13 protein-coding genes and 1 tRNA gene are annotated in these 20,547 nt (G+C 73.2%); 11 read left to right on the top strand and 3 right to left on the bottom strand.

Translation table 11 applies throughout. From position 1 onward, the window contains the following. Positions 1–695 precede the first annotated feature (695 nt). From ACFYPJ_RS29190 to ACFYPJ_RS29140, 11 genes are all read left to right on the top strand, one after another. Positions 696–3,068 carry an ATP-binding protein gene (locus ACFYPJ_RS29190; RefSeq protein WP_389023386.1) on the top strand — a complete coding sequence of 791 codons (2,373 nt, stop codon included), beginning with the start codon at positions 696–698 and terminating at the stop codon, positions 3,066–3,068. A 59-nt stretch (positions 3,069–3,127) separates the two neighbouring features. Next, complete coding sequence (locus tag ACFYPJ_RS29185) at positions 3,128–3,562, top strand: roadblock/LC7 domain-containing protein (RefSeq protein WP_389023383.1); 435 nt, start codon at positions 3,128–3,130, stop codon at positions 3,560–3,562. Then, positions 3,559–3,936, top strand: a complete 378-nt coding sequence (locus ACFYPJ_RS29180; RefSeq protein WP_389023380.1) for a DUF742 domain-containing protein — start codon at positions 3,559–3,561, stop codon at positions 3,934–3,936. Before ACFYPJ_RS29185 ends, ACFYPJ_RS29180 begins: the two co-directional genes overlap by 4 nt. Continuing rightward, positions 3,914–4,513, top strand: a complete 600-nt coding sequence (locus ACFYPJ_RS29175) for an ATP/GTP-binding protein (protein WP_389023377.1) — start codon at positions 3,914–3,916, stop codon at positions 4,511–4,513. Before ACFYPJ_RS29180 ends, ACFYPJ_RS29175 begins: the two co-directional genes overlap by 23 nt. Before the next feature lie 62 nt (positions 4,514–4,575). Next, entirely contained in the window at positions 4,576–5,169 is a 594-nt protein-coding gene (locus ACFYPJ_RS29170; RefSeq protein ID WP_389023374.1) for a GAF domain-containing protein, read from the top strand. A 251-nt stretch (positions 5,170–5,420) separates the two neighbouring features. Continuing rightward, positions 5,421–6,449 carry an L-threonine 3-dehydrogenase gene (tdh, locus tag ACFYPJ_RS29165; RefSeq protein WP_389023372.1) on the top strand — a complete coding sequence of 343 codons (1,029 nt, stop codon included), beginning with the start codon at positions 5,421–5,423 and terminating at the stop codon, positions 6,447–6,449. Positions 6,450–6,489: 40 nt separating this feature from the next. Further along, positions 6,490–7,683: a glycine C-acetyltransferase gene (locus ACFYPJ_RS29160; RefSeq protein ID WP_389023369.1), complete on the top strand. Its 1,194-nt coding sequence runs from the start codon at positions 6,490–6,492 to the stop codon at positions 7,681–7,683. Positions 7,684–7,714: 31 nt separating this feature from the next. Next, a complete protein-coding gene (locus ACFYPJ_RS29155) occupies positions 7,715–8,617 on the top strand; it encodes a LysR family transcriptional regulator (protein ID WP_389023366.1) in 903 nt (300 codons plus the stop codon). Positions 8,618–8,721: 104 nt separating this feature from the next. Beyond that, entirely contained in the window at positions 8,722–9,081 is a 360-nt protein-coding gene (locus ACFYPJ_RS29150; RefSeq protein WP_389023363.1) for an MmcQ/YjbR family DNA-binding protein, read from the top strand. A 159-nt stretch (positions 9,082–9,240) separates the two neighbouring features. Continuing rightward, positions 9,241–10,539 (top strand): MFS transporter, encoded by a 1,299-nt coding sequence (locus ACFYPJ_RS29145; RefSeq protein WP_389023360.1) that lies wholly within the window; start codon positions 9,241–9,243, stop codon positions 10,537–10,539. Between the two features lie 268 nt (positions 10,540–10,807). Beyond that, a tRNA-Pro gene (locus ACFYPJ_RS29140) sits at positions 10,808–10,881 on the top strand. A 210-nt stretch (positions 10,882–11,091) separates the two neighbouring features. Here the strand turns inward: ACFYPJ_RS29140 and ACFYPJ_RS29135 are convergent. The 3 genes from ACFYPJ_RS29135 to eccCa form a co-directional block, all read right to left on the bottom strand. Beyond that, the gene (locus ACFYPJ_RS29135) at positions 11,092–12,351 is read right to left on the bottom strand and encodes a S8 family serine peptidase (protein ID WP_389023357.1); all 1,260 of its coding nucleotides are present in this window, start codon (positions 12,349–12,351) and stop codon (positions 11,092–11,094) included. Between the two features lie 822 nt (positions 12,352–13,173). Then, the gene (locus ACFYPJ_RS29130; protein ID WP_389023354.1) at positions 13,174–16,464 is read right to left on the bottom strand and encodes a right-handed parallel beta-helix repeat-containing protein; all 3,291 of its coding nucleotides are present in this window, start codon (positions 16,462–16,464) and stop codon (positions 13,174–13,176) included. Positions 16,465–16,574: 110 nt separating this feature from the next. After that, positions 16,575–20,483: a type VII secretion protein EccCa gene (gene eccCa / locus ACFYPJ_RS29125; protein ID WP_389023405.1), complete on the bottom strand. Its 3,909-nt coding sequence runs from the start codon at positions 20,481–20,483 to the stop codon at positions 16,575–16,577. Positions 20,484–20,547 lie beyond the last annotated feature (64 nt).

Genomic DNA, 20,547 nt, shown 5'->3' with positions numbered 1-20,547 from the left:
CACCCCCCAGGTCATGCCTTCGACAGGGGGACACAGTCATGCCGGGCCCGGAGGCCAGCGGCCCTCTTGCAGGACCGCGAAGAACATAACGGGGGGGGCACACACCGGTGTCGGTCGTGCGGTGGCTCCCGGTCACCTTGAACCGCCCCGCGGAGCACTCGGCCCGGGACCACCTGTCGCCGTCCGGCAGCCCGTACACGCACTCCCCGATACCGGCGTAAGCCGCGCTGCCGCGAACTCCGACCTCAGGCACAGAGCCTGGTCCGGTGAACCGGATGAGGCGTCCTCACCCGGCCCGGCCGCCGAGCACGGGCCTCTCAACCCCTGCGGCCGCGCCGGGTGCCCCGTCACGTCCGTTGCGGCGCGGACAGGGAAGAAACGGGCGACGGCCCCGCTGAGTCTTCATGACTGCTTCCGGCCGAGTCGGATCGGTCTGTTTTCGTTCAACTTCGTATTCTTCTCAGGCTTATCGGGCTGTCGTACGACGCCTCATACCAGAGCGGGACCGTCGGCGGGAGACTTTGCCAACTGCCCACCACACACGACACACGGCCGACTACTGTCAGTGTCCGTCGGCAGGGCAGGGCCGGATGTCCCACGTCATCGGCCCCCTGGACCGGCACCGCGAGGGTGCATGGCCACGTCGTGCATCCCCCGCGAGAAAACAGGCCCGACGGACCAGTACGAGGACACCGATGTCTCACCTCCGTGCACCGGTCTCCCGTGGCGACCGCCGAGAGGGCGGCCGGCACGGCAGACCGGTGACCCACCCCGTTCCCGCACTGCCGGATGCGCACATACGGCCCCAACTCCTGCGCCTCGCCGTACTGCCGCCCCTCGCCGTGGCCCTCAGCGCGAGCGCGGCCGTCCTGTTCACCGTCCGTGCCACCGGCGCGCGGCCCGACCTCATCCTCTGGAGCGTGCTCGCCGCGGCGGTCTCGGTGACCGTCGCGGGCATCACGGTCGCCGCCGTCGCCGCGGACCGTGCCGCCCGCGCGGTGAGCGAGCGCATCGGCGTGCTGCGCCGCAACACCGCGCGCGGCGAGGCGGATCTGCGCGCCCTCGTGGAGGCACTGCGGCGCGGCGAAGGCGTGCCGCAACGCAAGCCGCGCGGCGGACCACCCGCGGACGCCGACGACTTCGAACTGCTCGCCGCCGACCTGTCCCGCGCCCACGACGGCGCCGTGCACTCCGTCGTCCAGGCCGCCCAGCTCTCCAGCCAGGCCGGCAGCGAACAGAAACTCGAAGTCTTCGTCAACCTCGCCCGGCGGCTCCAGTCCCTCGTGCACCGGGAGATCTCCATCCTGGACGAGCTGGAGAACGAGATCGAGGACCCCGATCTGCTCAAGGGCCTCTTCCACGTCGACCACCTCGCCACCCGCATCCGGCGCCACGCCGAGAACCTCGCCGTCCTCGGCGGTGCCGTTTCCCGCCGGCAGTGGAGCAACCCGGTGTCCATGACCGAGGTACTGCGCTCCGCCATCGCCGAGGTCGAGCAGTACTCCCGGGTCAAGCTCGTACCGCCGATCGCCGGTGAACTGCGCGGCCACGCCGTCGCCGACGTGATCCATCTGCTCGCCGAACTCGTCGAGAACGCGACCGTGTTCTCCGCCCCGCAGACCCAGGTGCTGCTGCGCGCCGACCTCGTCACCTCCGGGCTCGCCGTCGAGGTGGAGGACCGCGGCCTCGGCCTGCCGGTGGGCGAGCAGCGGAAGATGAACGCCCTGCTCAGCGACCCCGACCAGGTCAACGTCGCCCGGCTGCTGGCCGACGGCCGCATCGGACTCTACGTGGTCTCCCAGCTTGCCCGGCGCCACGGCATCGACGTGCGCCTGCGGACCAACATCTATGGCGGCGTTCAGGCCGTACTCGTCATCCCGCAGGCTCTGTTGGGCCCGTCGTCGCGGGTGGCGGCCGGCACTCAGGGGGCGGTGCACCCCGGGCTGGGGCCCGGAGCACCGACGGCGACGGCGGTGGCAGCCGGGGCGACGGCAGCGGCCGTGGCGGCAGCGGCACCGGGCCGGGCTGACGCGGGCCGGCCCGTCGACGGCAGCGGAGAGCGGCCCGCCGGTGGCAGCGACGGCCGGCCGGTGAACGGCGCCGGTGGTCCGGCTGTCCAGGGCGATGGCGGCGGCGCCCGCGTCGGATCTGGCTCCGCCGGTGTTCCGCGCGGGGCGGCGGATGCGGTCCGGGCCCGATCGGCGGGGGCGCCGGACGGGGGCACCACGGGCCGCCCGTTCGGGCGGACGGACGCTCCCACCGTGCCCGCGGCCGGACGGCGCCGGCACGCGCAGCGCGATTCCACGGGAGCCACGGCCGCCCCCGCGCCTCTTCCGGTGCGCGGCGCCCACGAGGAGCGGCCCAACCCCGCGGAGGCCGTACCCGGTATCCGGGCCGCCGACCGACGGGCCGTCGAACAGCAGGCCGGCCTGGTGCCGACCCCGCGGGTCGGCACCGTGCGCGGCACCATGGAACGGCCCCGGCTGCCGCGCCGCCGCGCCCAGGAACACCTCGTACCCCAACTGCGGGGCGGCCCCACGGCGCGTCCGGTGCCGGAGACCTTCGCCGGACACGACCCCAGCCTGATGGCGGCCTTCCAGCGCGGCATCGGTCTCGCCGAGACGCAGCAGCAGATGGAGTCGACACAGACTCCCGCGGAACCGCCGCACATGGACGCGCCCATCACGGACACGCCGCACCACGAACGGGCCCGCACGGATCCGGCCCGTACGAACCGGGCCCGTACGGACGTGACGCACGCGGACGCGATGCACCCGCACGCCATGCCCTCGGACGGGACGCACACGGACGCGGCCCGCAACGACACGACCCCCACGGACATGACCCACCCGGACGTATCCCGCATGGGCGTGCCCCGCATGGACGTACCCCATATAGACGCACCCCCTAGGGACGTGCCCGGCGTGGAAACGGTTCGACCGGACGTGGCCTCCGCGGGCCCGCCCCGCGCGGACCCCGCCGCACCCGCCGGGCCGGCTGTGCCGGCCGTCCATGCGGTCATCTCCGATCCGAGCGACCGGCGTGACGGGAGCACACCCACCGGATGACCGCCCCCACCCCCACCCGAGCTCCCACCCCCAGAGCGACCCCAAGGAGTCGATCCACCATGGCGAGCGATGCGCCGACCGCCCAGGTATCCGACCTCGACTGGCTGATGAGCGGCCTGGTGCAACGCGTACCGCACACCACCAGTGCCGTACTGCTGTCCTGCGACGGCCTGGTGAAGTCCGTCCACGGCCTCGACCCCGACAGCGCCGACCACATGGCCGCGCTGGCGTCCGGCCTGTACTCCCTCGGCCGCAGCGCGGGCGTCCGGTTCGGCGACGGCGGTGACGTCCGGCAGGTGGTCGTCGAACTCGACTCGACCCTGCTGTTCGTCACCACCGCGGGCTCCGGCACCTGCCTCGCGGTGCTGGCGGGCCGCGAGGCCGACGCCGCGGTCCTCGGCTACGAGATGGCGATGCTGGTCAAGAGCGTCCGCCCCTACCTGGCCACCGCCCCCCGGCAGCACGCCGTCGGATCCTCGGCGATGAGGTCTTGAGGGGGACGTCGGCCGGCGACGGGCCGTGGCTCGACGACGCGGCCGGACGGCTCGTGCGCCCGTTCACCGTCAGCAACGGGCGGACCCGGCCCACCATCGCGTTCGACCTGATGTCACAGGTGATGGCCACCGGCAGCGGCGACATCGGCCACCTCGGGCCCGAACACGCGCAGGCGCTCGACCTGTGCCGGGCACCCGTGTCGGTCGCCGAGATCGCCGCGCATCTGAGGCTGCCGGCCGTGGTCACCAAGGTGCTGCTCGCGGACCTCGTCGGCTGCGGGGCGCTGACCGCGAAGCCCCCCGCCTTCCACCACAACCCCACTGACCGGTCTCTGCTGGAGGCAGTGCTCGATGGACTACGACGACAGCTCTGACCCGTTCCCCACCGCGCTCAAGATCCTGGTGGCGGGCGGTTTCGGCGTGGGCAAGACGACCTTCGTCGGGGCGGTGAGCGAGATCGCGCCGCTCAGCACGGAGGAACTGCTCACCACGGTCAGCGCCGCGACCGACGACCTCGACGGCATCGAGAACAAGGTCGAGACGACGGTCGCGATGGACTTCGGCCGGATCACGCTCGGCCCGGAGCACGTGCTGTACCTGTTCGGCACGCCCGGACAGGAACGGTTCTGGTTCATGTGGGACGAACTGTCCGCGGGCGCGCTCGGCGCGGTCATCCTCGCCGACACCCGCCGCCTGGAGGACTGCTTCGCCGCCGTCGACTTCTTCGAGGAGCGCGGCCTCGCCTTCGTCGTCGCCGTCAATGAGTTCGACGGCGCCCACCGCTACGAGCCCGAAGAGGTACGCGCCGCCATCGACCTCGATCCGCAGATCCCCGTCGTCCGCTGCGACGCACGCATCTCCAGTTCCGGCGTCCGGACCCTGCTCACCCTCGTACGCCACCTGATCGCGCACGCCCCGGCCGCCGCGCCGAGCCGCGGCGCCCACAGGTGATTCCCCGCACCCCGCCCACGGAGCCCGCACATGAGGTACGCCCACAGGTCCGGAGCCAGGCCATGAGCTACGAGCCGTCACGGCCGGCCAGGGGACTGCTGGTCACCCCGGAGGACCGGCAGGCCCCCGCCCGCGCCCGGCGACTGCGCCTGCTCGGCCTGGGGGAGCGGCCCGAGCCCGCGCTCGACGCCTTCGCGCACCGGCTCGCCGAGCTGACGGGCGCACCGTACGCCATGGTCAACTTCATCGACGAGGAGCGGCAGTTCTTCGCCGGCCTGAGCACCCCGGCCACCCGGCCGGCCGGACTGACCGCACCGACCGGACACGGCGGGCCCGACCGGCCCGAACTGGGCCGGAGTCTGCCCCGTGACCACGGCTTCTGCCCCCATGTGGTGGTCCGGAGCAAGGCGCTCGTCCTGGAGGACGTCCGCGACTACCCGCGCTTCGCCGGCAATCCGGTGGTCGACGAGTACGGCATCCACGCCTACCTGGGCGCCCCGCTCATCGACAGCACGGGAACGGCCCTGGGCACGGTGAGCGTCGCCGACCTCGTGCCCCGGCACTGGGGGCGGCCCGGGCTCGACACCGTCAAGTCGACGGCCGTGGACCTCGCCGCGCGGCTGGAACGACGCGAGGCCGACGGCCTCCTGCCGTGAGCACCCCCTGCCGTGAGCACGCCGGCCGGTGTCAGCACGGTCGGCCTTGCGCCGTGGACGAACGTCCCGTCTGCCGCAAGCGGGACTCGTCTGTTCGGCGGCATGTGAAGCAAAGCTGAGGCGGCGCTTTAGAAATCCTCGATGGACCGGGCCCGGCGTATGGGGCAGATTGCTATGTGAATCCACCCTCGTCCCCGGTACGGGACTTTCGGCATGTTCGCGACCGGGACTCACCCACAGGAGCCGTAGCGTTGAAAGCGCTGGTCAAGGAGAAGGCGGAACCCGGACTCTGGCTCGTGGACGTCCCGGAGCCCGCCGTCGGGCCGGGTGACGTGCTGATCAAGGTCCAGCGGACCGGGATCTGCGGCACCGACCTGCACATCCGGTCCTGGGACGGCTGGGCGCGGCAGACGATCCGCACGCCGCTCGTCGTCGGCCACGAGTTCGTCGGCGAGGTCGTGGAGTTCGGCCGGGACGTCACCGACATCGCCATCGGCGACCGGGTGAGCGGCGAGGGCCATCTGGTCTGCGGCAAGTGCCGCAACTGCCTGGCGGGGCGCCGCCATCTGTGCCGGGCCACGGTCGGCCTGGGCGTGGGCCGCGACGGCGCGTTCGCCGAGTACGTGGTCCTGCCCGCCACCAACGTCTGGGTGCACCGGGTCCCCGTCGACCTCGACGTCGCCGCGATCTTCGACCCGTTCGGCAACGCCGTGCACACCGCCCTGTCCTTCCCCCTGGTCGGCGAGGACGTGCTGATCACCGGGGCGGGGCCGATCGGTCTGATGGCCGCCGCGGTGGCCCGGCACGCCGGCGCCCGCAACGTCGTCGTCACCGACGTCAGCGAGGAGCGACTGGCCCTGGCCCGCAAGATCGGGGTGAGCCTCGCGCTGAACGTCTCCGCCGCGACGATCGCCGACGGCCAGCGGGAGCTGGGACTGAGGGAGGGCTTCGACATCGGCCTGGAGATGTCCGGCCGCCCCGAGGCGATGCGGGACATGATCGCCAACATGACGCACGGCGGCCGGATCGCCGTCCTGGGCCTGCCGTCCGAGGAGTTCCCGGTCGACTGGTCCCGCATCGTCACCTCCATGATCACCATCAAGGGGATCTACGGCCGGGAGATGTTCGAGACCTGGTACGCGATGTCGGTCCTGCTGGAGGGCGGCCTCGACCTCTCACCGGTGATCACCGGCCGGTACGACTACCGCGACTTCGAGGCGGCGTTCGCGGACGCGGCCGCCGGCAAGGGCGGCAAGGTCATCCTCGACTGGACTGTTTGATTTCCCGACCGGTTCGCCTCCGCACCCGATGGAGTCCCTCATGTTCACCTCTGTACGCGACGACCTGCGCACCACCCTCGACGAGATCCGCGCCGCCGGCCTGCACAAGCCCGAGAGGGTCATCGGCACCCCGCAGTCCGCGACCGTCGGCGTCACCGCCGGCGGCCGCCCCGGCGAGGTCCTCAACTTCTGCGCGAACAACTACCTCGGCCTCGCCGACCACCCCGAGGTCGTCGCCGCCGCCCATGCCGCCCTGGACCGCTGGGGCTACGGCATGGCGTCCGTGCGTTTCATCTGCGGCACCCAGGAGGTCCACAAGGAGCTGGAGGCGCGGCTGTCCGCCTTCCTCGGCCAGGAGGACACGATCCTCTACTCCTCCTGCTTCGACGCCAACGGCGGTGTCTTCGAGACCCTGCTCGGCGAGGAGGACGCGGTCATCTCCGACGCCCTCAACCATGCCTCCATCATCGACGGCATCCGCCTGTCCAAGGCCCGCCGCTTCCGCTACGCCAACCGAGACCTCGCCGATCTGGAGGCCAGGCTCAAGGAGGCGCAGGACGCGCGCCGTCGCCTGATCGTCACCGACGGCGTCTTCTCCATGGACGGCTATCTCGCCCCGCTCGCCGAGATCTGCGACCTCGCCGACCGCTACGACGCCATGGTCATGGTCGACGACTCGCACGCCGTGGGCTTCGTCGGCCCGACCGGGCGCGGCACGCCCGAACTGCACGGCGTCATGGACCGTGTCGACATCGTCACCGGCACCCTCGGCAAGGCCCTCGGCGGTGCTTCCGGCGGCTATGTGGCCGCCCGCGCCGAGATCGTCGCCCTGCTGCGCCAGCGCTCCCGCCCATACCTGTTCTCCAACACCCTCGCCCCGGTGATCGCGGCGGCCTCGCTCAGGGTGCTCGACCTGCTGGAGTCGGCGGACGACCTGCGGGTCCGGCTCGCCGAGAACACCGCGCTGTTCCGCCGCCGCATGACCGAGGAGGGCTTCGACATCCTGCCCGGCGAGCACGCCATCGCCCCGGTGATGATCGGCGACGCGGCGCAGGCGGGCCGCATGGCCGAGCTCCTGCTGGAGCGGGGTGTGTACGTGATCGGCTTCTCCTACCCGGTGGTCCCGCAGGGCCAGGCCCGCATCCGGGTCCAGCTGTCCGCCGCGCACTCCACGGACGACGTGAACCGCGCGGTCGACGCGTTCGTCGCGGCACGTGCCGAACTGGTGGCGTGAACTGCCCGGACATATTGCAATAATCTCTTGCATGATCGAAGCACGGCGGCTCCACATCCTCCGTGCGGTGGCCGACCACCGCACGGTGACGGCGGCGGCCGCCGCGCTCTACCTCACCCCCTCCGCGGTGTCCCAGCAGCTCGCGGCCCTGGAGCAGGAGACGGGCCACCGCCTGGTCGAGCGGAGCGCGAAGGGGGTCCGGCTCACTCCGGCCGGTGAGATCCTGCTCGACCACACCAACGCCGTCCTCGCCCAGCTGGAGCGGGCCGAGGCGGAACTCGCCGCCTACGGCTCCGGCGAGGCCGGCACGGTCACCGTCGCCGCCTTCGCCACCGGGATCGCCCAGGTCGTGGCTCCTGCGGTGGCCCGCCTCGCCCGGTCGGCACCCGGCATCCGCATCCGCGTCCGGGACGCCGAGGGCGACGCCAGCCTGCCGATGGTCCTGGACCGGCAGGTGGATGTCGCGGTGGCGGTCGAGTACCGCGGTGCCCCGCCCGCCGATGATCCGCGCCTGACCCACGTCCCGCTGTACGCCGAGCCCTTCGACGCGGTCGTCCCGCTCGGCCACCGGCTCGCCGGTGCCGCGGTCGTCCCGCTCGCCGAGCTGGCCAAGGATCCGTGGATCGGCCCGTACCCCGGCAACCCCTGCCACGACGTGGTCGTCCTGGCCTGCGAGAGCGCTGGTTTCCAGCCGCACCTCGAACACTCCTCGGACGACTTCCGCGCGGTCGTGGCGCTCGCCTCGGCGGATGCCGGCGTTGCGCTCGTCCCCCGCTCGGCGCTGCGCGGCACGGACCTGTCGGGCGTGGTCGTCCGTCCCGTCGACGGGGTGGCCCCGACCCGCCGGGTCTTCGCGGCGGTGCGGCGCGGCGCCGAAGGCCATCCGCTGATCCGTCCGGTGCTGGACGCGCTGGGCGAAGCCGCCCGCGTGTGAGCGGCCCGTCCCCGGGAGCCTGACAGCCGGGACGGCGGCCTGGCCCGGGCACCGGACACCGTCCGACCGGGGCAGTGTCAGTGGGAGCGGTTACGGTGCCTGTCATGCCCGACGCCGAAGACGTACGTCGTATCGCCCTGTCCCTGCCGGACGCCACCGAGAAGGTCGCCTGGAGCATGCCCACGTTCCGGGTGGCCGGGAAGATGTTCGCCACCCTGCCCGAGGACGAGACCTCCATGGCCGTGCGCTGCCCCAAGGAGGAGCGTGACGAACTGGTGCTGGCCGAGCCGGGGAAGTTCTGGATCGCCGGCCACGAGGCCCCGTTCGCCTGGGTCCGCGCCCGCCTCGCCGCGCTCGACGACGAGGCCGAACTAAGTGACATCCTCGCCGATTCCTGGCGCCAGGCGGCCCCGCCCCGGCTGCTGGACGCCCATCCTGAGATGGGGCTGCCGGACGCCGGGTGACCGGGCTGGGCCACCATCGCGCGCCGTGGCATGATCCAACAGCGACGGCGACAGCGACGGCGACGGTGATGGCGCGGCAGCGGACGGCGTGACGGAAGACGACGTGACGGAAGGCGTCGTGGCGGCGACGGCGGACGGTGACGGGGGAGCGGGCAGGGGATGACCGGGAGGCCGGCACGGCAGGACATCGCGGTCGAAGCCGGACCCGGTGACACGGGCGGGGAGCGTGACCGTCCGGTCTGGTCACGGGACTTCGCGCTGTTCTTCGTGGCCCGGGCCGTCGCGCGGCTGGGCGACACCATGCTGCCGGTGGCCCTCGCCGCGGGACTGCTGGAGCACGGCTACGGCGCGGGCGCGGTCGGCCTCGCGATGGCCTCGACGGCCGCCGCCTTCGCCGGTCTCGTCGTCTTCGGCGGGGTCCTCGCCGACCGTTTCAGCACCCGTCGGCTGATGATCGGCGCCGACCTGGTCCGGCTCGGCACCCAGTCGCTGGCCGCCGCGCTGTTCTTCGCCGGGCATGTGGTCCTCTGGCAGGTCTGCGTGATCGGCTTCGTCAACGGCGTGGCCAGCGCGGTCTTCCAGCCCGGCGTGGCGAGCACCATTCCCCGGCTCGCCACCGACATCCAGGGCGCGAACGGCGCCATCCGGATCGCCGAGTCCGCGGCCCAGCTGGCGGGCCCGGCCGTGGCCGGCCTGCTGGTCGGCTTCGCCTCGCCCGGCGGCGTGTTCGCGGCCCACGCCACCACCTACGCGGTGAGCGCCCTGTGCCTGCTGCTGCTCCGCCTGCCGCCGCTCCCCGAGGCGATGCGCGGCACGGCGGCGGAGAGCAGACATGCCTTCAAGGCCGATCTGGTCGAAGGCTGGCGCGAGTTCAGGTCGAGAACCTGGCTCTGGGGTGTGATCGCCATCTGGGGCGTCTACATGATCGCCGTATCGGGGCCGACCGTTCCGCTGGTCGCGACGGAGGTGGTGCAGCAGCACGGCCCACGCACCTACGGCCTGATCAACTCCGCCCTCGGCGCGGGCACGGTGGCCGGCGGGCTGCTCGCCCTGCGGCTGCGGCCCCGCCGCATGCTGCGGGCCGGCGCCGTGTCCCTGTTCGCGTACGCCGGCTTCCCGGCGGCCGTCGGCGCCGGTCTGGGTGTGCCGGCCATGGCGGCCGGGGCGGCCGTAGCCGGGGCCGGACTGTCCTTCTGGGGCGTGATGTGGGCGACCAGCGTGCAGACCCAGGTCCCTCCCGATGTCCTGAACCGCATCCACGCGTACGACGTCGCGGGCTCGCTGGCGATGTTGCCGGTCGGCCAGGCCCTCGCCGGTCCGGCGGCCGGTGCTCTCGGCACCGGTCACGTGCTGCTGGCCGCCGGGGTGATGAGCCTGGTCGTCGCCGCGTCTCTGCTCTTGGTCCCCCCGATACGCAACCTGATCCGCGCCGACGCGACGGCACCGTCGGCCCACTGATCCGCCGGTGCCGGCGTCGGCGTCGGCCCGCTGAGCCCCGCAACGACCGGCGCGCGGACGGCCGTACGCCGCTCAGCCCCGGGCCGGCCCGGCGACGACCGCCGAGAACACTCTCCCCCGTGCCCCGGTCCGCCCCTGGGTCCAGGGCCCAGAGTGTCGTACCGACGACGATGGGCGGTCCGCGCCGAACGGGCGCGCGACCACCGGCCCGAGTGCGGTATGGTTTCTCTGCGCGTTTGGATGGGGGAAACCCCAGGTCAGACGGGATCGGGACGTGGCGCAGCTTGGTAGCGCACTTGACTGGGGGTCAAGGGGTCGCAGGTTCAAATCCTGTCGTCCCGACTGGTTCGAGCTATCGAACGTCGCGGATGAAGGGCCGTTTTCGAACGGCCCTTTTTCTGTTTTCGGAATGCTCCCCGGTGGCAGTGCGGGAGCTGGTGCCCGTTCCCCGCTGTCCCCTCCGGAGGCCCGGCACGATGCGTACGGGGAACGGGGCGTGACCTGAGGGTTCCCGGAACGCGGGCACCCGTTCCCGCGGGGCAGCGGGACTCGCTAGCGGCCTGCCGGATCCGTCGTTCCGCCCGGGCGCCAGCCGCGGCGGCCCGCGCGGGGGAGGGTGAAGGCGGCGAAGGCTGTGACGAGGACGACCGCACCGGCGGCAGCGGTGATCGTGATGGCCCTGGAACGGCCCGGGTGGGCCGCGGGGGACGGCATCCTGAGCGGCTCGCGGTGCTGCGCCGAGGGCCGGGTGTCCCAGGCTGAGACTGGGGAGGTGACGGCCGCCGAGGGGTCCACCGTGCCCGCGCCGACCAGCGCCTTGTCGGCTGGGGCGTGGTACGCCGTCGAAGTGAGCCGGTCGGACAGCTGAGAGGGCGTCAGGTTCTGGTGCGCGGATGCCACGAGCGCAGCGGTCCCCGCGACGAACGCGGTAGCCGATTCGGCCCCGTCGCCCGTGAACTTGCCCGTGCCGCCCGGGCCGACACTCATCACGGCGTCGCCCGGCGCAGCCAGGTCGGGGGTGGTGCGGGGGGCCTGCGACAGGTCCGGAACGCCGCCCGGGCCGAGCGCGGAGACGGACAGGACGCCCGGTAGCGCGGCGGGGTAGGCGGCGGGGGCCGGGCCGTCCGTGCTGCCGGTGACGTCGGTGGACGAGGCGTATGCCGGGGCGATCACCAGGGCGCCGCGGCGGGTCGCCTCGCGGACGGCCGCGGTGAGTTCGGGACTGCCCTTGGCGAGGGCGATCGGGACGTCGATGATCCGGGCGTGACCGGCGGAAGCTGTGCTGATCCCGGCGGCGACGCTGCTCGCGGTGGCGGTGCCGTCCGTGGCGGTGGCCCGGACGGCGAGGATCCGGGCCTGCGGGGCGACCCCGGCGAACCCCGTCCCGGGCTGCTGCGCGGCGGCGATCAGGCCCGCGACGAAGGTGCCGTGGCCGATGCAGTCGATTCCGGCGTCGGAGGTGGCGGGCGTGACGCGGCCCGCGAGGGCGGGGCTGTGCGACGCGTCCACACCGGTGTCGACGACGGCGACGGTGACGCCCGCGCCGCGGGTGGTGTCCCAGGCGCGCGAGGGGGCGATGTACTGCTGCGGCCAGGGGACGTCGGCCGGGTGCTGCTTGGACGGCCTGACGCATTCGCCCTTCTGGGGCGGGGCCGTGGAGATCCGCGGCAGGCCGGAATCGGCTGTCGCGGGGGACGCGGTGATGAGCGGGGCGGCCACGGCGAGGGTGACGAGAGCGACCGCGGCGGCTCGTCGGCCGGGTGGGCCGGGACGGCGGCGGGGGACGGTGGTGCGGCCGGGTGCGGGGATCATCGGCGGCTGCTTTCGTGCGGCGCGGGGGACTCGGCGGCGCCGGGACCGGAGCGCGGGGTACGGCGGACGGTGCCGACGTGGCAGGGCGCAAGGTTCATCGGGGCGTGCCCTCCTCCGCCGTCGGGGCCCCGGCGGAGCGCGGGTCGGCGGGTGCGGTCCGCCGGGCGGGAGCCGGGGAAGGGCCGGACACGGTGGTGTGCGGGCGGCCGGACGTGTCGGTCGACGGGGCCGCAGACACGGCGGGTTCGCCGGGCCTCGCGCGGGGCGCGGTGCGTTCCAGCCAGGGGGACTGAGCCCCTGCCGCGCTGCTGGTGCGCGGGCGGCGCGGGTCCCGGACGGGGGTGCGCTCGGGCGTGCGGGAGCGCGACGCCGCTGACGTGGCGGTCCCGGGGTCGCCGGTGGCGTCGGGACGCGCACCGGGCGCCGTTGCGCTGTCCGTTTCGGAGGACCCCGCGGCCTTGGGCCCGGACGGAGGGAGCCCGCGTCCTGGGACGTCGCCGAGGCCGCCGTCCGGCTGCCCGGCGAGGATCCGAGGGCCTTGGGCAACCACCGGCGGCGACGCACTCGACGTGCTCGAACGGTCCGCGCGGTTCCCCGGCGGGTCGGCGGTCTCACCTCGGGCTGACGTGTCCGACAGCGCTGATGAGGCCGAATCCGCAGTTCTTGCCGGACGGACCGCGTGCGGTGGCGCCGGGGCCGGTTCCGGCGTGTCCGCCGTCAGGGGGACCTCCTCCCGTATGCCGCGCGGGCACTTCGGGTCCCACTTCTGCCTGCAGACGCTGCACAGCGGCGGTTGCTCCAGCGTCGTCCTGACGAACTCCGTCATGCCCTCACGTCCTCGGGAAGCAGCAGGCGCAACTGGTCCGTGTCCGCGTCCGGGACGGACGCGAGACGGCCGGCCTGACGGGTCATCATCTGCTCCAGCACGGTGCGGGCGTAGCGGCCGTTGCCGAAGCCCGGGCCGCGGTCGACCCCGGCGAAGTGGCGGCGCAGAGCCTCCAGCGTCTGGGGCGGGCACGCGTAGCCGTCCCGGTCGCTCTGCCGCCGGACGATCTCCACCAACTCGTCGGCGCTGTACGAGGCGAAGGCGACGCTGCGTCCGAAACGGGAGGCCAGGCCCGGGTTGGAGTTCAGGAACCGCTCCATCTCGCCCTCGTAGCCGGCCGCCACCACGGCCGTGTCGTCCCGGTGGTCCTCCATCAGCTTCAGCAGGGTGTCCACCGCTTCCCTGCCGAAGTCGGAGCCCGAGCTGCCCTCCGGCGTGAGCGTGTACGCCTCGTCGATGAACAGCACGCCGCCGCGTGCCTCGGCGAACTTCGCCTTGGTGAGCTGTGCGGTGTGGCCGACGTAGCGGCCGACGAGGTCGGCGCGCGCCACCTCCACGAACTGGCCGCGCGGCAGCACACCCATCGCGCCGAGGAGTTCGCCGTACAGTCGCGCCACCGACGTCTTGCCGGTGCCCGGTGGGCCGGTGAACACCAGGTGGTGGGCGATGGCCGGGGCGGGTAGCCCGGCGGCCTGCCGGCGGCGGGTCGCCGACAGCAGGTTGACCAGGTCGCGGACCTGCGCCTTGGCACCGTCGAGGCCGATCAGCCCGTCGAGTTCGGCAAGCAGTCCGGTGAGGCGGTCGGACGGGCCGCCGCCGGTGCCGGGCGTGCCCGCGACGGTTCGGGCGGCGTCCTCGCCGACGTCCGTCGGCACCAGCACCGTCAGCTCCTCCTCGGTGGCGTCGGAGGACTCGGCGAGGCGGAACGCCTGGCGGTCCAGCATCTCCTCGAACACCTTGCGGGCGGCGCGCGCGTTGCCGAACGACTCCTCCCGGGGCATCTGAGTGAAGTGGTGCGTCAGCGCCTGCTCGGTGTCCTCGCGGAGGGTGAACCGGTTCTGCTCGCACTGCCGCCGCACGATGGTGACGAGCTCCCGAGCCGAATAGTTCTCGAACTCCAGGGTGCGGCTGAAGCGCGAGGCGAGACCGGGGTTGGAGTCCAGGAACCGCTGCATCTCCCGCGAGTACCCGGCGGCGATGACGACGACGTCCTCGCGGTGGTCCTCCATCAGCTTGACCAGGGTGTCCACCGCTTCCCTGCCGAAGTCGGGGCCGCTGCCGCCGTCCGCCGTGAGGGCGTACGCCTCGTCGATGAACAGCACACCGCCGAGGGCCCGTTCGAAGACCTCGGTGGTCTTGATGGCGGTGCCGCCGACGATCCGTGCGACGAGGTCGGCGCGGGCCACCTCCACCAGGTGCCCGGAGCGCAGTACGCCGAGCGTGGCGAGGATCGAGCCGTAGAGGCGGGCCACGGTGGTCTTGCCGGTGCCGGGCGGCCCGGCGAACACCAGGTGGCGGGAGGCGGCCGGGACGGGCAGGCCCATCTCGCGGCGGCGCCGGCTCACCCTGTTGAGGTTGACGAGGGTGGTGACCTGCTCCTTGACGGTGGCCAGCCCGACCAGGGCGTCGAGTTGGGCGAGCGGCCCGGAGAGCTGTCCGGGCCCGTCGCCGTCGCCCTCGGCGGCCGGGGCGCCGTCGGCGCGGTCCCCGAGGGTGTCCGGTTCGGTGTTGCCGTCGCTGGTCAGGTCCTCGGCGGCGAGACTGCCGGGGGAGACGGTCTGCCGGACGCCGGCGCCCGCGTTGCGGGTGACGGTGCATCCGGTGACCCGGACCGGCCGTTCAGTGGCGATCCGGATGCCGTCCGCGTGGCCGTCGGCGATCTCGCACTCCGTCAGATGAGCAGCGGCGTCGGTACCGACGAGCACGCCGTGGCTGCCGCTGCCCAGTACCCGGGTGCGGACGGCGGTCAGCTCGGCGCTGTCACCGAGGACGGTGATGCCCTCCGCTGCGGAGTCCTCGACGAGCACGTCGACCAGCTCCGTGGTGCTCTTCCCGGCGACGGCGATCCCGGCGGCACGGCTGCCCCGGACGGCGATGTCCTGGAACGCGGGGTTCGCGGCGTCCACTCGGATGCCGGACCGGCCCGGGTCGGTGACGGTGGTCTTCTCGAACCGGCCGCGGGCGCCGTCCCTGATGTGCAGGCCGTGCCCGCCGGCCTCGACGACCTCGATGTCGCGCAGCGCGGCGCGGTTGCCTCCGGCCAGGACGATGCCGTGCCCGCCTGTCTGATGCACCGTCACCCGGTCGACGCGGGGCGCGCTGCCGGCGTCCAGGACGATGCCCTCGGCGCCGCCGTGCTGGACCAGGGTGCGCTGGACGGTGGGCGCGGCGGCGTTGCGGACGGCGATCCCGGCCGCGGTGGAGTGCGAGACCAGGCAGTCGGCGATGGTGCCACGGGCGCTGTCGACGGCGACGATGCCGTGTCCCCGTGAGCCGGTCACCTCAACGTTGTTGAGCTGGGGGGCGGCAGCGGCGGACAGCAGTACGCCGTGCGTGACGCTGCTTTCGGCGTGGCAGCCGATGAGCAGGGGCTGGGCGGCGGAGGAGATGTGGAAGCCGATGGTGCAGGATTCGGTGCGGACGTCGGTGAGGCGGGTGGAGGCGTGTTCCTCCAGGGCGACGCCGGGTTTGGGAGTGCCCAGGACGGTGAGGCGTTCGACGGTGCCCGCCGCGTTGCCGTTGGCGAGCAGGCCGTTGCCGCGGGCGTCGCGGACGGTGCAGTTGCGGATGGCCGTGGCTGCGGTCTCGCCCAGCACCAGGCCGGAGCTGCCGAGGTTCTCGAAGAGGCAGTCCTCGACGACGCTTGTCTCGGACGAGAGGTCGACGAACCCGGCGCCCTCCGGGTTGGCGATGACGCAGTCGCGCATGGCGAGCGAGCCGTGCTCGCGGGAGAGCAGGGCCGTCCAGGAGAGGGCATGCACCCGGCAGTTCTCCAGGGCGGCCTGGCCGCGGGGGACGTCGACGACGGGAGCGTCCTCGTCGCTGCCGCGCAGGATCAGGCCGGAGAGCTTGACGGCCTCGGCGACGACCTGGACGGCGCTGCCCGTGCGGGGGGCTATCTCGGGCGGGTCGTCGGGGTCGTCGGCGACGACGGTGACCATCTTGGTGACGACCAGAGCCTCGTCGTAGCGGCCGGGACGGAGCCGGATCACGCCGCCGGGCCGGGTGGCGGCCAGGGCGTGCGCGATGCCCTGGTAGGGGTCGGTGAGCGTGGTCTGACGGGCCATGCGGTTCCTCTCTGCGTCGCTGTGGTCGTCCTTGCCGCTCCCTTCGGCCCGGCACCCCGCCCGGGTGGTTCAGGAAGCGGTGGGGTGCGGCGGCCGGGGCGGCGGGCCCGTCAGACCCGGTGCGCCGTCTGGATCTGCACGGTGCGGCGGCGGGTGATGTACAGCCCCCGTCCCGCGGGCAGGACTCGTGGCTTCGTCCCGGCCACCACCTGGCCCTCGCCGGGCGGGCAACTCATCAGCAGCACCGGCGTGTTCGCCTCCACCATGCGGCGCAGCAACTGATCGGACATCATCGCCCGTCCCGAGCCGTTGGCGCTGCGCGCCACGATGACGTGCAGCCCGATCTCGTCGGCCTGCGCCAGGAACTCGTGGAGCCGGGCGAAGGGGTCGGGACTGCCCATCCCGCCGGTGGAGACCAGCTCGTGGTCGTCGACGAGGATGAACAGCCGGGGCCCGCTCCACCAGTCGCGTAGCTTCAGCCGGGCCGGGGCGATGTCAGGGCCGGGAACGCGTTCCTTCATCGCCCGCGCCACCCCGTCGATCATCTGGCCGAGCAGGGCGGCGCCGGTGGCGTAGCCGAGCCGGTGGGTGTCGGGGACGGCCTCGGCGAGGCCGCGCCGGTAGTCGACGAGCAGGATGCGTGCCTCGTCGGGGCTGTAGCGGGCGCGGATGCCGTCGGCGAGGTGGGCCAGCAGGTTGGTCTTGCCGGTCTCGACGTCGCCGACGACCACCAGGTGCGGGTGTTCCTCGAAGTCGTGGCGGAAGACGTCGAGCCGCTGGTCCTCCAGGCCGAGCGGAACGCGCAGGTCACCGTCCGGGGCGGGTAGTTCGGACGTCGGGAGGTCCATCGGCAGCATCCGCACCGGGGGCGCCGACGGCCCGTCCCACCCGGCGGCGACCTCCCGGACCAGTGCGGACACGCCGTCGGCGATCGTGTCGGCACGCGGGTCGCCGTCGGTGCGGGGGAGTGCGGTGAGGAAGTGCAGCTTCTCGGCGGTCAGGCCACGCCCGGGGATGCCCGGGACGGTGGCCGCCGCCCGCATGTTGATCATCGAGTCGACGGGGTCGCCGAGACGCAGTTCGAAGCGGGTGCCCAGCTGGTCGCGCAGCGCCGAGGAGATCTCCATCCAGCGGCCGGAGGCGATGATCAGGTGCACGCCGAAGTTGAGGCCCCGGGAGGCCATGAGGTTGAAGGTGGGGGCGAGGTCCATGAAGTCCTGGCGGATGGTGTTCCAGCCGTCCACCACGAGGAACACGTCGCCGTGCGCCTCGTCCGGGAGCTCGCCGGCGGCGCGACGGCGCCGGAAGTCGGCCATGGACTCCACGCCCCGCTCGGCGAACAGCCGCTCGCGGTGGGTGATGATGTCCATGACCTCGGCGATGGTGCGGGCCATCCGCTCCGGGTCGAGCCGCCCGGTGACCCCGCCGACGTGCGGCAGACCGGTGAGCGAGGTGAGCGTTCCGCCGCCGAGGTCCAGGCAGTAGAACTGCACGTCGCGCGGGGTGTGGGTGAGCGCGAGCCCGGTGATGAGGGTGCGCACCAGGGTGGACTTGCCGGACTGCGGGCCGCCGGCGATGCCGATGTGGCCGCCGGCGCCGGACAGGTCCGCGACGAGTTCGTCGCGGCGCTGGTCGAAGGGGCGGTCGATGACACCGACGGGAACGGTCAGGAACTTTCCGCCGGGTTCGCCCGGCGGGGGCAGCAGCAGATCGAGTGTCGGGGGTTCGCCCAGCGGCGCCAGCCACACCTGGTGGGCGGGCGGGCCGGAGTGCTCCAGCTTGTCGACGGCGACGGTGAGCAGGCTGGGTCCTGACGCGTTCTCCTCCTGCTCCTCGTTCTCGGGCTGCTCGGGCTTCCCGGGTTCGGCGGAGGGCAGGGCCCGCGGCGGCACCCAGCCGGCCTCGAACGGCACCACCTGCCTCGCCAACACCGCCTGGCGGACCGCCGGCCGTGCCACCCGGTACGTGCCGGACACGTAGGCGGCCTTGAACCGGGCGAGGGCCCCGACGTCGTTCTTCAGCAGACCGCTGCCCGGCTGCGGCGGCAGCTCGTAGGCGTCCGGGACGCCGAGCACACCCCGGCTCTCCATCGCCGAGAAGGTGCGCAGCGCGATCCGGTAGGAGAGATGGCCCTCCAACTGGTGGATGCGGCCCTCGTCGAGGCGCTGCGAGGCGAGGAGGAGATGTACGGAGAGGGAACGGCCGAGCCGCCCGATCATCACGAACAGGTCGAGGAAGTCGCGGTGCGCGGCGAGTAGTTCACTGAACTCGTCGACGACGACGAACAGGGTCGGCAGCGGGGCGAGGCCGGCGCCCTGCGCGCGCGCCTCCTCGTACTCGCGTACGGACGTGTAGTTCCCGGCCGTGCGGAGCAACTCCTGGCGGCGGATCAGTTCGCCGTGCAGGGCGTCCTTCATCCGCTCCACCAGTGCCGCCTCGTCGGCGAGGTTGGTGATGACGGCGGAGGTGTGCGGCAGCCGGTCCAGGCCGAGGAAGGTGGCGCCGCCCTTGAAGTCGGTGAGGACGAAGTTCAGCGTCTCCGAGGAATGGGTGAGCGCCAGCGCGAGGACGAGGGTGCGCAGCAGCTCGGACTTGCCGGAGCCGGTGGCGCCGATCAGCATGCCGTGCGGGCCCATGCCGCCCTGCGCCGACTCCTTCAGGTCGAGGTGGAGGTGCGTGCCGTCCGCGCCCACGCCGATCGGCACCCGCATCCGCTCGCCCGCGTTCCGCGTGCGGTGCAGCTCGGAGGTCTCCGCGGCGTGCAGGTCGCGGATGCCGAGCAGGTCCGTCAGCTCCATGTCCTCCTGCAGCGGGCGCTCCGCGCGGGCCGCGGCGCCCAGCCGGTAGGGGGAGAGAGCGGTGGCCAGGGCGCGGGCGGCGTGCGGGCCGAGGGCGTCCGGGCGGCCGAGACCGGTCTCCGCGGGCTTGCCGTCCGCCGCGGTGGCCAGGAGTGCGAGCGCGTCCGGCTCGACGCGCAGCCGGAGTGTGCCGCGGGGCGGGCAGGCGCCGTCCAGCGTGCCGCGGACGTCGAGGACCACGGTGTTGCGGTAGCCGGACTCGGCGAGCCGGGCCCCCAGGGGGACGGAGGCGGTGTCCAGGACGACCACCGTGAACGGCTCGTCGCGGCTCGGCTCCGCGCCCGGCTCGAACGGCGGGCGGGCAGCGAACTCCTCGCCGAGCAGCGGCTCCAGCTCGGAGACGGATTCGGCGATGAGCCGGGCCGAGCCGGCTCCGTCGATGTCGACCTGGTGCTGGGCATGGGGCAGCCACTTCGCCCACGACCAGCCGGGCAGCGCCGCGCCGTCGGCGACGACGGCGATCGACAGGTCCTCCGGGGCATGGGCCACGGCGAGTTGGCCGAGCAGCGCCCGCACGGACGACCGGGAGGTCTCCCGGTGCTCGTCCTTCGCGGTGAACAGGACCCGGGCGAACGAGCGCAGCCGGACGGCCACCGGCTGGTCGGGGACGGCCGAGTAGGCGTGGATGAAGCGGCGCAGCGCGTGCGCGGAGAGCGGTTCGAGGTCCTCGACGGGCTTGGTGGACAGCGGGTTGAGCCGCAGCGCGAGCTGTTGCTCGCCGGTACCGAGGCGCACCTCGCCGAAGTCGTCGTGGGTGGTGCGCCGTTCCCACAGCCGCCCGGTGCGGGCCACCGACCAGAGCGCGTCCGGGCGCGGGTGGCGCCACTCCTGGGCCCGCTGCTGCTGCTCGACGGTCTGCCGTATGCGGCGCCGGCTCGTCGTGAGGTAGCGCAGGTAGTCGCGTCGCTCGGCGCGCAGCTTGCGCTTGCGGTCCCCGGCGGCGCGGAGGAACTGGGCCACCAGCATGCCGACGGCCGAGACCGACATCATGCCGATCGCCACCCACATCAGCACGCCGTTGCCCTCGCCGGGGCGGATGAACACCAGCACCATGCCGAGGGAACTCAGGGCCATCGGCAGGTAGGTGATGATGCCGCTCATGGCGCCCTGCGGCTCGGGGAGGGAGGGCGGCTCCTGGAGCGTCAGTTCGCCCTCGGGCATCTGCGGGCCGACCCTGCGCGGGGGGCGCCGAAAAGTGACGGTGCTCAAACCGGCTCCCGGCTCG

The organism is Streptomyces sp. NPDC006012 (genome assembly GCF_042871185.1).
Taxonomy (GTDB): domain Bacteria; phylum Actinomycetota; class Actinomycetes; order Streptomycetales; family Streptomycetaceae; genus Streptomyces.
Note: the sequence above shows the minus strand (reverse complement) of the source record. Positions and strands in the feature narration are given on the sequence as shown.